The 14,623-nt window shown below is 39.2% G+C and carries 13 protein-coding genes; 8 read left to right on the plus strand and 5 right to left on the minus strand.

What is annotated here, in order from left to right:
* Nucleotides 1-38 precede the first annotated feature (38 nt).
* Nucleotides 39-767 carry a dipeptidase PepE gene (gene pepE / locus ACMUMK_RS06660; RefSeq protein ID WP_414700359.1) on the minus strand — a complete coding sequence of 243 codons (729 nt, stop codon included), beginning with the start codon at nucleotides 765-767 and terminating at the stop codon, nucleotides 39-41.
* A gap of 281 nt (nucleotides 768-1,048) precedes the next feature.
* Between pepE and ACMUMK_RS06665 the strand changes: the two genes are divergently transcribed.
* From ACMUMK_RS06665 to ACMUMK_RS06690, 6 genes are all read left to right on the plus strand, one after another.
* The gene (locus tag ACMUMK_RS06665) at nucleotides 1,049-1,519 is read left to right on the plus strand and encodes a low molecular weight protein-tyrosine-phosphatase (protein WP_414700360.1); all 471 of its coding nucleotides are present in this window, start codon (nucleotides 1,049-1,051) and stop codon (nucleotides 1,517-1,519) included.
* A gap of 171 nt (nucleotides 1,520-1,690) precedes the next feature.
* A complete protein-coding gene (locus ACMUMK_RS06670) occupies nucleotides 1,691-3,034 on the plus strand; it encodes a class II 3-deoxy-7-phosphoheptulonate synthase (RefSeq protein ID WP_414700361.1) in 1,344 nt (447 codons plus the stop codon).
* A gap of 326 nt (nucleotides 3,035-3,360) precedes the next feature.
* Nucleotides 3,361-4,173 carry a hypothetical protein gene (locus ACMUMK_RS06675; protein ID WP_414700362.1) on the plus strand — a complete coding sequence of 271 codons (813 nt, stop codon included), beginning with the start codon at nucleotides 3,361-3,363 and terminating at the stop codon, nucleotides 4,171-4,173.
* A gap of 3 nt (nucleotides 4,174-4,176) precedes the next feature.
* Nucleotides 4,177-5,214, plus strand: coding sequence for a substrate-binding domain-containing protein (locus ACMUMK_RS06680; protein WP_414700363.1), 1,038 nt, complete (start codon nucleotides 4,177-4,179; stop codon nucleotides 5,212-5,214).
* Nucleotides 5,211-6,743: an ABC transporter permease gene (locus tag ACMUMK_RS06685; RefSeq protein WP_414700364.1), complete on the plus strand. Its 1,533-nt coding sequence runs from the start codon at nucleotides 5,211-5,213 to the stop codon at nucleotides 6,741-6,743. Before ACMUMK_RS06680 ends, ACMUMK_RS06685 begins: the two co-directional genes overlap by 4 nt.
* A complete protein-coding gene (locus ACMUMK_RS06690) occupies nucleotides 6,743-7,801 on the plus strand; it encodes an ABC transporter ATP-binding protein (RefSeq protein ID WP_414700365.1) in 1,059 nt (352 codons plus the stop codon). Before ACMUMK_RS06685 ends, ACMUMK_RS06690 begins: the two co-directional genes overlap by 1 nt.
* 23 nt (nucleotides 7,802-7,824) lie before the next feature.
* Here ACMUMK_RS06690 and ACMUMK_RS06695 read toward each other — a convergent pair whose 3' ends face one another.
* Nucleotides 7,825-8,298 (minus strand): NYN domain-containing protein, encoded by a 474-nt coding sequence (locus ACMUMK_RS06695; RefSeq protein WP_414700366.1) that lies wholly within the window; start codon nucleotides 8,296-8,298, stop codon nucleotides 7,825-7,827.
* A gap of 390 nt (nucleotides 8,299-8,688) precedes the next feature.
* Between ACMUMK_RS06695 and ACMUMK_RS06700 the strand changes: the two genes are divergently transcribed.
* Complete coding sequence (locus ACMUMK_RS06700; protein ID WP_414700367.1) at nucleotides 8,689-8,859, plus strand: hypothetical protein; 171 nt, start codon at nucleotides 8,689-8,691, stop codon at nucleotides 8,857-8,859.
* Nucleotides 8,860-9,060: 201 nt separating this feature from the next.
* Complete coding sequence (locus ACMUMK_RS06705; RefSeq protein ID WP_414700368.1) at nucleotides 9,061-9,732, plus strand: DUF642 domain-containing protein; 672 nt, start codon at nucleotides 9,061-9,063, stop codon at nucleotides 9,730-9,732.
* A 61-nt stretch (nucleotides 9,733-9,793) separates the two neighbouring features.
* On the opposite strand, the gene ACMUMK_RS06710 is transcribed toward ACMUMK_RS06705, so the two are convergent.
* The 3 genes from ACMUMK_RS06710 to ACMUMK_RS06720 form a co-directional block, all read right to left on the minus strand.
* Nucleotides 9,794-11,380 carry an ABC-F family ATPase gene (locus ACMUMK_RS06710; RefSeq protein WP_414701375.1) on the minus strand — a complete coding sequence of 529 codons (1,587 nt, stop codon included), beginning with the start codon at nucleotides 11,378-11,380 and terminating at the stop codon, nucleotides 9,794-9,796.
* A gap of 142 nt (nucleotides 11,381-11,522) precedes the next feature.
* Nucleotides 11,523-13,607 carry a transglutaminaseTgpA domain-containing protein gene (locus ACMUMK_RS06715; protein ID WP_414700369.1) on the minus strand — a complete coding sequence of 695 codons (2,085 nt, stop codon included), beginning with the start codon at nucleotides 13,605-13,607 and terminating at the stop codon, nucleotides 11,523-11,525.
* The gene (locus ACMUMK_RS06720; protein ID WP_414700370.1) at nucleotides 13,607-14,623 is read right to left on the minus strand and encodes a DUF58 domain-containing protein; all 1,017 of its coding nucleotides are present in this window, start codon (nucleotides 14,621-14,623) and stop codon (nucleotides 13,607-13,609) included. Before ACMUMK_RS06720 ends, ACMUMK_RS06715 begins: the two co-directional genes overlap by 1 nt.

Below are 14,623 nucleotides of genomic sequence, written 5' to 3' on the forward strand. Positions count from 1 at the left end.
GCTAGTATGCTCGAGTGAGGCCCACTAGCCTGAGTGACTTACTTTTGTAAATAATGGCTGAGGTCTTGTTTGCGCTTAATGATTGTCTGCTTCGTTTTAGCAATTTTAGTTTTTTCAGTACAGCTGGCTGTAAATACTACTGCATCTAGTTCACCTTTTAGAGTTAGTCTGCCATTTTCTAACAATAAGGCACTGCCTTCGCGTATGCCGATAACAGGCATATTAGGATTTAAGACGCAAAATTCTTCAATGCGCTGAGCACGAGTTTCACCATTATGACCTGGCGCTTGATAATCTGTGTAATGGGGGTTTAACTGAAAGGGGACAAAATTCAAAGCTTCAAAGCTTGGGGGTTGAATTATAGGCATATCATTTGTTGTACGAATGCTATTGCCACATATATTAGATCCTGCACTCCAACCCACATACGGTGTTCCTTGCTTAATTTTATGCTGAATATCAACTAAAATATCCTGCTGGTAAAGGTGACTTAAAAGATTAAAAGTATTACCTCCTCCCACAAAAATAGCTTTAGCACTTTGCAATGCTTCTTTAGCATTAGGGTATTCATGGATACCAGTTATGGTTAGCAGAGGTAAAGCGTCTTGAACTTTTTGTGTGTAGTCATCCCAATTTAAAGTAACACCAGCATAAGGGATAAATAATACTTCTTTAATCGCATTAAGATGAGAATTGATGAACGATAGCCCGTGTTGTAAATACTCTTCATCTCTTTTTCGGGAACTACTTAACATTAATACTTTCATATCACTCCAATTTTTGTTCACTTTGGCCTGTGGCAGGTTAGCGGTGTAGCAGTAAATTTAGCCTTAACATTAATTCAATCAGGGCTTTGTCTTTCCTAAAAGCTATAGGGGTAACACCAAGGCTAATATTTAAAAGGGTAATTATGCTGCATAACACTTTTTATAGACAAAGTTTACTTAGTTTTACCTTAGGTTTCATTCTATTCATCTTCTAGCTATGGACTCATGTTTCTATCCAGTTAGAATACCGCACACGATTATTCACAATAAAAGTGAGATACATGCAAGGTAACAAAATCTCAGTACTTTTTGTTTGTTTAGGCAATATTTGTCGCTCCCCAAGTGCTGAAGCTGTGTTTAGAAAGAAAGCGATAGAAGCTGGACTAGATTTGAACATCGACTCGGCTGGAACAGCTGGGTATCACACAGGTGCCTCTCCAGATAAACGCTCCCAAGAAGTAGGGATAAACAGAGGCTATAGCTTTGAAGGTATCAAATGTCGAAAAGTAGATGTGCAAGACTTTCAGAATTTTGACTACATACTAGGTATGGATAACGAAAATATTAGTAATCTATTAGCTATTTGTCCTGAAGGGCTTGAAGATAAAGTAGCGCTCTTTCTTGATTATGCTGATAGCGAAGAAAACCAAGTGCCGGACCCATATTATGGTGGCAAAAGAGGGTTTGAGTACGTATTAGATTTAATTGAGCTAGCTTCTACAGGTTTAATAAAACATATAAAGAAACAATAGTGCTTTAAGCTTGCTATAACCCAAGGGTTGAAGTGTAAAGAATGCAAAATTCTGTGAGTAAATATTGCTATTTAGCGCTATACCCACTATGTTCTGCACCCCATAATCGTTGGCTAACCGTGCAGTTGAAACTTGCTAGTCAATATAACCAAATTTTACAAAGGAAAAGTCGTGAGTCAGTGGCAACCAGATAGTTGGCGTTCAAAGCCAATATTACAACAACCAACTTATCAGAATAAAAAGCACCTAGAGGAAGTTGAGAGCAAACTAAAGACCTATCCACCTTTAGTGTTTGCTGCTGAAACCAGAGATCTATTTAGCCAATTAGGAAACGTGGCTGAAGGCAAAGGCTTTTTATTACAAGGCGGTGATTGTGCTGAGTCATTTGATGAATTTAACGCACCTAAAATTCGCGATACTTTTAAAGTTATTTTACAAATGGCAATTGTGCTTACTTACGCAGGAAGATGCCCAGTAACTAAAGTTGCTCGCATGGCGGGACAATATGCTAAGCCTCGCTCTGGTGACTTTGAAACGATTAACGGTGTATCTTTACCAAGTTACCGTGGTGATATTATTAATAGTTTTGAGTTTACTGAAGCTGCTCGACAACCTGATCCAGAGCGTATGATAGAAGCCTATCATCGTGGTGCTTCAACTCTTAACTTATTGAGAGCGTTCTCACAAGGCGGGCTAGCTGATTTGCATGAAGTAAATCGTTGGAATATGGCATTTGTTGAAAACAACCCTCTTAAAAGTCGTTATCAAGATTTAGCAAAAGGTATTCAGGACTCTTTAGAATTCATGGATGTAATGGGGATCAATTCTACCAATACTCCAACTTTGCATGAAACTAGTTTGTTTACTTCCCATGAAGCCTTGTTGTTAAATTATGAGCAAGCCTTAACCCGTGTAGATACACTCACAGGTAATTGGTACAACTGTTCTGCCCATATGCTTTGGATTGGCGAACGGACCCGTCAGTTAGATCACGCACACTTAGAGTTTTTCCGCGGTATTCATAACCCAATCGGTGTGAAAGTTGGGCCTAGTATGCAAGAAGATGAACTAATTCAACTAATTGATGCCTTAAACCCTAAAAATGAAGCAGGTCGCTTGACCCTTATTACACGTATGGGAGCTGACAATTTAGAAGCTAACTTGCCTAAGCTATTACGCAGAGTTAAGCAAGAAGGGCGTAAAGTTGTGTGGAGTTCAGATCCTATGCATGGCAATACGTTTAAAGCCTCTAGTGGTTATAAGACCAGAAACTTCGATGCAATTTTGAAAGAAATTCAGCAGTTTTTTGCAGCCCATGAAGCAGAAGGTACACACGCTGGTGGTATTCATTTAGAAATGACAGGTCAACATGTGACTGAGTGTACAGGCGGCGCATACCAAATTGGTGATGATGATCTTGCTCAGGCTTATAAAACTCAGTGTGACCCTCGTTTAAATGCTGATCAAGTGTTAGAAATGGCATTTTTGGTGGCTGATCGTCTTAGAAAAAGCTAAAAAATTTAGGTACTGGTTTGAGACTATTTCAATAAATTATCTGCAATAATTTGCGCAGGTAATCATAGTCTCTATTTACCTTTGTGGCTTGAACTTTATACAGACATATTTGTTTGTATTTGACTTTGACCCCTTGTTTGTAGTGGTAAAGTCAGACTAATAAAAGTAGTAAAATATTGGTGTTTCTATCCTTCTATAAAGAGTATCAACTTAATAGTAACAGCTTATATAAAGTTACTTTCAATGCAATATTTCATCTTATATATTGAGAATGATTCTCATTCATATATAATTGTCCATTGATGTTAACTTAAGGAATAACGGTAATGAAAAACGTTTCAAAATATATACTTACGACAATGAAAAGCCTTTTAATTTTAATAGGTCTCACTAGTTTTTCTGTTTTAGCTAACGGTGATATTGGAGAGCATGTCAACCATCTTTCAGATAACCTTAAAAAATATGAAGAAGAGGTCAACTGGTTATCTACTAAAGTTGATGGCATTGTCGGTACTTATCAAAAAAGTGGTGCTAAGGCGGCTCATCCAGATGCGTTGGTTGAGCACTGGGAAGCAGTCGATTTTCATGCGGCAATTGAAACTAATTATGTACTCATTTATGCATCAATTTGGCAGGGCTTATACGGTGTAAAAGGTAGCATCGATAAAAACTCTCCAATAGCAGATGTAAGGGCTGAACAAGTAAAGTTAGAAAGAGCACTTTGGCAAGCATTAGGAGCTGTTAAAATGGCGGCCAAATTTCAAGACGAGGGTTTGTTAGCTAAAGTTAAAACAAGTGATGAAGCTCCAAAGAATTCACTTGAAGCATTGGTTGTAATCGATAAAAACATCCACTCAGTTGTTGCAAAATACGCAGAACAATTAACAGATACGGCTACAACTATAGTTCACGATACCTACCTTAATTTATTCGAAGGTGTGGAAGGTGAATTAATCGCTTTAGATGCTAAATTAGTTGAAGATTTAGAGAAAGATTTTAACGTAACATTACCGTTAGCCATTAAAAACATCAAATCTGTTGATCAAGTGCGTGAAATAGTGACGGCTATGAGTAAAAAGTTAGCGAAAGCAAAAATGTTATTAGAAAATAAAGCAAAAACTAAAAAGGACGTATTCTAATTTATGCAACGTAGAACATTAATTAAAACACTTACTTGCTTAGGTGTAGTAAGCGCCTTCCCTTTTTTATCAGCAACGAGTTTTGCTGCTTCGAGTCATGCCGTTTCAGTGGATGATTTACCTGAGTTAACAGGGGAGTTAACGCTATATCTAGGCCGAGGTGAGGGAGGTTTATATGAAGATGTTCTCAATGCGATAAAAAAGCGTAACCCAAAATTTAAATTACACATTCGCCGCGGACCAACAGCTGCTTTAGCAAATAGCATTATGGCTGAAGCTAAAGCAGGTGTTCGTCAAGCTGATTTATTTTGGGCTGTTGACTCAGGTACTATTGGTCAAATAGTTGGCGAAGGGTTGGCAAAAGAACTACCGAGTGATTTAACTCGCCAATTACAAAGTAATTTTCGCTTTACTAATTGGGCGCCTATTTCTGGTCGTATTCGTACTTTGCCTTACAATCCCACCCGAGTGTCGGTAGATAAAATCCCTGATGACATCATGGCTTTACCTGATTCAGATTTATCAATAGCTTGGGCGCCTGCTTATGCGTCATTTCAATCTTTTATTACAGCGATGCGCATGCTTGAAGGCGATAAAGCAACGACTCAATGGTTAAAAGCCATGAATAAAAAAGCTAAAAAATATGCTGGTGAGTTAGGTGTTGTTATGGCAGTAGAGCGAGGAGAGGTGGATCTTGGCTTAGCGAATCATTACTACACGCTTCGGCTTAAGTCAGGTAAACCTGATGCTAATTTAGCATTAGCTTTCAGTAAAAATGATGCAGGGTGTTTAGTTAATGTGTCGGGTGTGTTGGCGTTGAGTGAAAATAAAACGGCCACGGACTTTATTCGTTATTTACTGTCTAAAGAAGTGCAAACTTATTTGTCTGGTGAAGCATATGAAATCCCGTTAGCAGGACAATTACCTCCCCCAACGGGTATCCCAAGTTTGACCGACATATCGCCACCTGAAATAGACTTAACAAAACTGGCAGATATAAGAGCTACCTTAGTGTTGATGCGTAACGCTGGAGTGTTATGATCCACCGTGTAACTCGTTGGCCTTTATCCTATAGTTTTTCATTAGTTATAGCATTTTTGGCTTTTGTCCCAGTTATTATTTTAATTACATTAGCATCAGACAGTGCACAAATGTTTGATGCACGTAATTTCGATATTCTTAGTAACACCTTATTATTGATGTTTTTTACAGCCCTAGGCTCTGTCGCTATAGGTGTTCCGCTGGCATTAATACTCACCTACGTACATCTACCATGGCAAAGGTTTTGGTTGATTTTATTTGCCTCGCCTTTGGCTTTGCCTAGTTATTTAGGGGCTTTCACCTTTTATGCTGCTTTTGGGGGCGGCGGTGAAATCGCAAGCGTACTAGGGGTAAGCACTCCAGAAGTTAATGGGTTGTTTGGCTCAAGTTTGATTATGGTGTTATACACCTATCCGTTTGTTTTATTAAGCACTAGGTCAGCATTAAATAGTTTAGATGCTAGCCAAGTATATGCCGCAAGAACATTGGGCATGTCTTTATTACCCAGTATTTGGTTTGTCGTGTTACCGCGTATTCGTAACGCAGTTGCTGGGGGGGCATTATTAGCAGCAATGTACGCATTATCTGATTTTGCGACACCTGCCATAATGGGTTTAACCACATTTACCAGTGAAATTTATGTTGAATACAACGCCTTTGGCTTAAGCCAAGCTGCTATGTTGTCTTTACAGTTGCTTGTGGTTGTAGCATTGATTTTATATATGGAGTCTAAGGTTAAAGTGAATCAAGAGCGGCCTGGGCAACACTTAACCGTTTGGCTTAATCATTGGCAAACTAAGCTGTTGATATTAGGAACATTACCAGTGGTTATTTTGGCTATCGTATTGCCATTAGCGGTTTTTTCTTTATGGTTATGGCGTGATGGAATAGAGTATTTTGATATCCAATACGCATTTAATTCCTTATATGTATCTTTATTAGCTGCGCTAGTTACCGTTATTTTTGCATTACCTTTAGCTTATGCAGCCACAAAAGGCCGTGTTGGGCGTATTCTAGAAAGAATTACATTTATAGGCTTTGGTATTCCCGGCATCGTTATGGGCACCGCTTTAGTATATGCAGGATTACAACTTCCGTTTTTATATCAAACTTTGGCCTTACTAATCTTAGCTTATGTGTTGAGGTTTTTACCCTTAGCCGTTGGCACAATACGCAGTTCAACTGAAAATTTAGATGGGTCTTTAGCCAATGCTGCCCGTGTTTTAGGTGCTAGTCCAAAAGAAGTTTACCAGCGCATTACCTTACCCTTAACTATGCGTGGTGTAGTGGCTGGTGCGGCATTAGTCTTTTTAGAAGTGATGCGCGAATTACCGGCGACTTTATTGTTAGGACCCATTGAATTTGAAACATTATCAACCTACCTATGGCGTGTTTACGAAGCTGGGTATTTTGGTAGGGCGGCTATTCCTGGTTTAATGTTATTTTTCTTTTCTGCTTTAGGGTTGGCTATTATGTTTAGTACAGAGCGATGGGGCAATATTGTGTCAAATGAAGGAGCTTCGCGCTAATGATTCAAATTAATAATTTATCAATTCATTATGGCGATATGCCAGTGATTGAGAACCTAAACCTAACCCTAGCCAACGATGAAATACTTATGTTAGTTGGGCCTACAGGTTGTGGTAAATCTACTATATTAAAAGCCTTAGCTGGGTTAACTCCCATTACCAAAGGTGAAATAGTGCATCAAAATTGGACCGCGAATGCTAAGGAACATATTGCTCCTGAACAACGTAATGTGGGAATGGTTTTTCAAGACTTTGCACTATTCCCGCATTTAACGGTTGAGCAAAATATCGCGTTTAGATTAAAAGATAATCGCCAGTCAGAGCGGTGGATAGAGGCGTTAGGTTTACAAAGGTTTCGCCACGTTAAGCCGAATAACTTATCCGGTGGGCAAAAACAACGTGTTGCATTAGCACGAACGTTAGCCCATCAGCCAGCTTTTATTTTATTGGATGAGCCCTTATCGAACTTAGATGCCGCATTAAAGGATGATTTGCGTTGGGAAATACGCAGTGCATTAAAGGCCGCTGGCATACCTGCTATTTGGGTTACCCATGATCAAGAAGAGGCTTTATCGGTTGGTGATCGCATCGGAGTCTTACAGGCTGGTAAACTAGAGCAACTTGATAAACCAGAGGTTTGTTATAATCAGCCAGTGAACAAGTTTGTTGCTCGATTTCTCGGTGAAACTAACTTTATTAGTGCACAAATGCTGACAGAAAATACTTGTGTTGTTTCTGCCTTAGGCGTTGAGCAAACCGTCGAGCAGGCCAACGAACAGTTAAGACCAACGGCATCAGTCTATTTGTTGTTACGGCCTGAAGATTTATCTATGCAAGTTAACGAGCTTCTTGAGGGTGGAAGAGAAGGGCACGGCACCATATTTTCAATGCGCTATGAAGGCAGTAGCCGTTTATATCAAATCCAAATAGCGGGTGAGCCACAAAGCAACAATTTAGTTAAAATTAGAACTTTGCATGATATAAATTTAACAGTAGGGCAATCAGTTAATTTGCAAATAACCTCTAGCAGAGCCAAAACAATATTTTCAAAAGAGTAACTGATATAAGCTAAATTACTGTCTTACTGCAAAAGGCTATCGTCTATTTTATGAAATATTTGGCAGGCGTTTACTAAAGAGTTGGCTGTCAATTCAGCCACGCCATAGACTTCGGTTTTACAGCCGTACTTTTCATTTACTTTTTTTAGCAATAAATCAAAGTCCCCATCTCCAGACAAAAGAATGATAGTGTCTACAGTTTCAGCCGCCTCTAATAAGTCGATAGTAATGCCTACATCCCAGTCACCTTTCGCAGAACCATCACTTCTTTGGATATAAGGTTTTAGTTTTACATCAAAACCAATATGCTTGAGGGCACTTTGAAACTTTTGCTGCTGTTGGTCGCCTTTATCTATAGCGTAAGCATTCGCTAGGGTGATATCACCCTGATGATTAATATGCTGCCAAAAGCGGCGATAGTTAAATTGTCTACCGTAGGCCTGACGCGTGGTGTAGTAAATATTTTGGACATCAACAAAAATCGCAATACGTTGCAAATTAAATCTCTATTCGTGTCGGTTTTTAAATATATTAACAGTTTACAACTTTAAATATTGATTAATAGTTGACTAAAAGGTCCAATAAGTTATTGCTTATTGTTTGTAAACGGGTTAAGTTATGTTCAGGTTTGCTTAACCTCTCTCTATGCAAGCCTCCGATGTTATGTCTTTCTTTGATCCAGTCAGCCAACATTAAAAACGTGGTGTTTAAGCTAAAAGCTAAATAATCACAATAACAAGCTGAATTATTGTTCGACGAATTATTCAATATTAAGCACTCAGTGACTCGTTGCTGGTGTGCAGTAAAATGCAAATTCTTAGTTATCGTCAAAACTGTAATGAGCTTATTTTTAAATATGCGCGTAGCATTTTATAGTGAGTTTTATTATGTCATATACATATAACGGAACGCAGATCCGTGTTGAGTGCCCAGTGCACAACATTTCTGTAAATAAACAAAAAGTGGTGTTTGCCGACGTATCAGGCCAACAAATCAATATTTTTTCGAATACGTCTGAAGCAAGGCATTTCGTAGACTGGTTACTGCAAATCCACTAACTTTTAAAAAAGATAAGCCATTAGACACTTAGTCTGATGGCTTTCTGCTATCTACACCCCCATTTTTACTCGCTGCAGCTAGGCTCCAAACCTTAATCCAATACACTTGTATCGTTAGCTATACCCCATATTTGTGGCTCCTTCGTTGTTTTCCCTTGATACTAAGACTATCAAAAGGATTAATCTTAGGGCCTATTAGCTATGCACGTGTTTCGAATGTTTGTTGTGATGTTAATCATGAACGTTTCAACTTGTACCTTAGCGTCAGCAAATTTAATTTCTAATGGAAGTTTTGAAGATACTGTAATAAAAGACAATTCTTGGGCTTGGTTTAACGCAGGTGCAGTAGATGGCTGGAATGGTTCCAATATAGAAATTTGGAATGCTTTTAAAAATGTTGCTGCTTATGATGGCAGTCAACATATTGAGCTTAACGCTCACAGGGGAGGGCGTTCGCCATACTCTATATCTCAGACTTTTGCGACTGAAGTGGGAGAGTTTTATGATATCAGCTTTGCATATAGCGCAAGAGCCAGTGATCAAGAAGCATTTTGGGTTAATCTAATTGCCGACAATGATACTAACTTATTCTCAGGCTTGATGGATGATCACCAAGTAGGGCAGTGGAGTGTATTTACTACTAGTTTCCAAGCGGTGGATTTAACGACGACTTTAAGTTTTACCTCTGCAGAACCCTATTATGGTTCAGTAGGTAACTTTTTAGATAACATAGCGGTTACTCAGACTTTACCTTTGCAGTTGATTACTGAAGTTCCTGAGCCTGTCGGAATGATGTTTTTAGGCATTGCTTTTCTGGCTTTGATGCGTAGTAGGTTACTTAAGTCTGTCGAGAAAAAAACTGATGGTATTTAGCAAAAAGCATCCTATATTTCGGATGCTTTTTTAGTAGTGTTATTAGGAGCCCTGCTAAGTTTTACATACCTTGGCTAGCAAGATAACTTTCATAGTCACCTTTAAAGTCAATTATGCCGTCAGGTTGAATATCTATAATACGGGTAGCTAATGACGATACAAATTCGCGGTCATGGCTCACAAAGATTAACGTACCTTTATAGTTTTCTAATGCTAAGTTTAAGGATTCTATAGACTCCATATCCAAGTGGTTTGTCGGCTCATCCATAACTAGTATGTTAGGCTTTTGCAGCATTAATTTACCGAATAACATGCGACCTTGTTCTCCACCTGAAATCACTTTAACCGATTTATGAATATCGTTTTGTGAAAATAACAAACGTCCTAAGGTGCCACGCATAACCTGCTCGTCGTCACCTTCTTGTGCCCATTGGTACATCCAATCCATTAGTGTTTGATCTTTTTCAAAGTCCTCAGCATGATCTTGGGCATAGTATCCAATATTTGCATTGTCTGACCATTTAACACTTCCATTGGTAAGCTCAGTGTCACCCACTAAGCATTTTAGTAAGGTCGTCTTACCTACACCGTTAGGGCCAATCACAGCTACTCGTTCACCCACTTCAATCATGAGATCTAGATCTTTGTATAGCTCTTCGTCATAGCTTTTTGCTAAGCCTTCAACCTCAAGGGCTAGGCGGTGCAATTTCTTAGATTCTTCAAAACGAATAAAGGGGTTTTGACGGCTAGAGGGTTTTACTTCATCTAGTTGGATTTTATCTATCTGTCTGGCTCGTGACGTGGCTTGTTTTGATTTTGAAGCATTAGCAGAGAAGCGGCTAACAAAGGCTTTAAGCTCAGATATTTGAGCCTTTTTCTTGGCATTGTCTGACAACAAACGCTCACGGGCTTGAGTTGAGGCTGTCATATACTCATCATAGTTACCCGGGAATAGACGTATTTCGCCATAGTCTATGTCTGCCATGTGAGTACATACCGAGTTTAGAAAGTGCCTATCATGTGAAATGATGATCATGGTGCAGTTGCGTTCGTTTAATACGGTTTCTAACCATCGAATAGTATTGATATCCAAGTTGTTAGTTGGTTCATCTAAAAGCATAATATCTGGGTCTGAAAACAAAACTTGAGCCAACAATACCCGTAATTTCCAACCTGGGGCTATTTCACTCATAGGACCAAAATGTTGCTCTACAGGAATACCAACACCTATTAGTAGCTCTCCCGCTCTAGACTCTGCGGTATACCCGTCCATTTCTGCAAATTCAGACTCTAGGTCAGCAACTCTTATTCCATCAGCTTCTGTCATTTCAGGGTTTGCATAGATAGCATCACGCTCAGCCTTTACAGCCCATAATTCACTGTGCCCCATAACTACAGTATCTATGACACTGTATTCTTCATATGCAAATTGGTCTTGTTTTAGTTTACCGATCCTTTCGCCTGGATCGATAGACACATTCCCGGCTGTAGCTTCTAAATCACCACCAATTATTTTCATGAAGGTTGATTTGCCGCAGCCATTAGCGCCGATCAAACCGTATTTATTACCATTACCAAATTTGGCAGATACGTTTTCAAATAAAGGCTTTTCGCCAAATTGGATTGTGATATTAGCAGTGGTAAGCACGGTCGTTTCTCTATATATGATGTTTAAGGCTAGTCTGCTGCCTAGCGTTGAGGCAGCTAGTAAAATTCGGCGCAAATTATGCCATAAATTAATGTCCTAGCGAAGGTAATAGTGTAACTAAAATGCCGTTAATCTAGAGTGACTACTTTATCTTAGCCAACTCTTTTTTAAGGACGGTAAGCTGTTTTGTCATTAACTTGTGGGCTTGCTTAGTGGTTAAGCCAGGGCTCGACGTACTCGCAGCATTTTGATATTGCAAACGTAAGTAGAGCTTAGTGATGTCAGCAAAAGCTTGGCTGACTGGCTGTGGATATTGTTGTTGTACTATTTGACAAAAACTATGGGGAGCTTGCCAACTGGGGCGTATTGTCCCAGCTTTTTCAAGTGCGGCTAAAGCTAATCCGTATATTCTTTGTGTTGTAGAAGAGGTTTTTATTAACCAGTGTGGTAAGAAAAATAAGCCTAACATTAGTGCCACGAGGGAAAAGATCCCCAGCCCTAAAATCGATAGTCTATCAGGCGTGACTTTACCTAATATTAATTTAAATAAATCATGCTGTTTATTGTCATCAAACCCTAAAACAAAACGGCTCCAGTCGTAATCTAAATCAGTTAAAAATAATCTTACTTTATTAAGCCATGGGATATGTTTCATATGGTTAAGTGAAAAAGGCGAGCCTGAAAGAAAGCTGCCCTCTTGTTGCATTGCATCTTGTAGGCCGAACTCAATTCTATCGGGAGACACCAGTGCGGTAGGATCTATTCTCTTCCACCCAGTTTGCTGGGTCCAAGTTTCAACCCAGGCATGTGCGTCGTATTGGTAAATACTTAGATAGGGTGCTTGCTGGCCCTTTTGTGTTAACTCTCCACCTTGGTAACCCGTTACCACACGAGCTGGAATATCGCCTAAACGTAACATGAATGCCAATGCGCTGGCGTAATGGCTACAAAAACCAGCTTGCTCCTCAAATAAAAACGTATCAATAGGATCAACAGACATTAACTTTGGTCGCAAAGTATAAACAAAAGGCTCTTGAGTAAAGTATGAAAGCAAAGCATTAATAAAGTCAGCATCTTTTGGGTAGCGTTTTCGCTGTGCTGCTACCCACTTTCTGGTTTCTGGGTTAGCAGTTTCTGGGACAGTTAAGTTTAGGCGTTTGTCAAATTGAGTAAAGCTTTGCTGTGCCATGGCATGTGGATATGAGCGCACTGAGTACATGTGTTTGCTCAATAAAGGCTTGGTATTTTCTAATCGAAAATCTGAACTTTGCCATATATTATTTTTAGATTTTGCATCCCTAGGAATAGCTAAATCTAGCGCAAATAACCAGCTTTGGTGGGTTGGCTCTACAATTATGTCGTATTCGGTGGAAGGACCAGCAAGAATAGGAGAAAACCTTTTGTTTTGCCGTTTGAATTGTTGTTCTACGGTTTTACGTAAAGGAGCCGTTCGCCAGGTTTTTCCATCAAACTCTTCAAGTACAATTGCTCGCCAATATCTGTCTTTAGCTTCTGGGATCCTATCTTGAAATGTGGCTCTAAAGGCCAGCTCACTAGACTGGGATAGCTGAGCTATATCTCCTGGTGTTATTTCATCAGTAAGGCCTGTTTCAAAGCTTTTAGATGTAGGAACTTGCCATAATGGTGGCAAATGGGGGAGTGCTAGAAACAATAAAATACTGATGGGAAGGGCTTGTAAGCTCAGTTTTAACACTATTTTAGTCTGTTGTTTTATAGGTAAGCTAGGTGCTTGGAAGCAAGCTAGGCTAACTAACAATACAAGGCTCATTAGAGAATAAAAAATGTAGAAGACAAGTGATTGATTAAAAATGAAACCAGTGCCTATCACAAAAAACAAGCTGATAACTAATTGATAGACATCCCGTTTTAGCCTTGCCTGCATTAGCTTTAAAGCACAGGCTAACACGAGCAGATTAACCATAATCTCCAGTATTCCTTGGTTAAGGCTAGAGTAAACTAACCCCAATATACTTAATAAAGCTAGCAAGTTTAAGGTACGAATGGTTGGGAGGTGCTTGTAGTATTTAAGGTATATAGCGCCGCGAATAACACCACTGCAACCGATTATAATCATTACCCAACTAAGTACAGACTCATAAATACTTAAGCTAGTTAACACTAAGGTAATAGCAAGGATCACTAAGGTGATGCTTTTCACTGAGTGTTTAGCTGCAGGTTCATTGTTTGAGTGGTGAAGATTAATCATCAAAGGGTTTCACTGAATGTAGCTAAGGCTGTTAAACAGGCCAAACGGTGGGCTTGGCCAGAATTTGGTGGAATTGTTATGCTCCTTAAATCCAAGCCAAAAGTTTGGTTGTTTCGGCTTAGTTCAATTACCTGATAACAAAGCTTGCTGAGTCGATTTTCCTGCCTTTGGTGTATAGGTAAACCAACACTAGGTATGGTCTTATCTAAACTAAGCCAGCCAACCTGACTTTCTTCAGAAACAAACTGTTTACTTATCATGCCTTGGCCTTTTGCCAGCTGTTTCCATGCCACATGGTTTAATGGGTCTCCTTGTTGATAAGCTTTTAAATGAGAAAACTCGTTCTGTCCTGATAACTGGTAATCCATTTGCTCGGTCTGCTCTAACTGCTCCTGGGCTTTGGAGAATAGCGCTATGTCACAAGGGATAGGTTTAGGGAATACAGTAATCGCTTTAGGAAAAGCTATGTGAGTCCAACAGCGGTAAAGCCCTAATGGATAAAAGCTCTCAACGGTTATTCTAGGAAGTGTTAATGTACCTCTTTGTTGGCATAAAAATGCCAATGTAACTGGGTTGCTAAAGCTGTTGTTGTCAAGGTGAGTGTCATGATTAGTAGTGGTCTTTAGCTTTTTTTTGTTATGGCTTTTAAATCTAAGTGTAATTAAGCCATTTGCCATAGGGAAGTGATTGTCAGGGTTGAGCCATACGGGAAGATGAAAGTTGTCTCCTGCGTATACTTCTTGGGCTTTACCCATATGTATGCGTATCTTTGCAAAATTGATATAGCTTGTTAATAAATTAACTAAGAATACGGAAACTAAGAAATAACAGAGTAACAGCATTAAATTGTTTTGATAGTTAGTACCAAGTAAAAATAGTAGCCCACACAATCCTAAAAACAGAGTGCCAAATTTAGAGGGGAGTATGAAAATATTCTTGTGATTAAAGTGGTACTGATTGGCCACAGGAATACGTTTATCTAACCATTTATCGAACTGCCTTTGAATGATTGCCAT

The sequence above is a fragment of the Paraglaciecola sp. 2405UD69-4 genome, assembly GCF_047525415.1.
Lineage (GTDB): Bacteria > Pseudomonadota > Gammaproteobacteria > Enterobacterales > Alteromonadaceae > Paraglaciecola.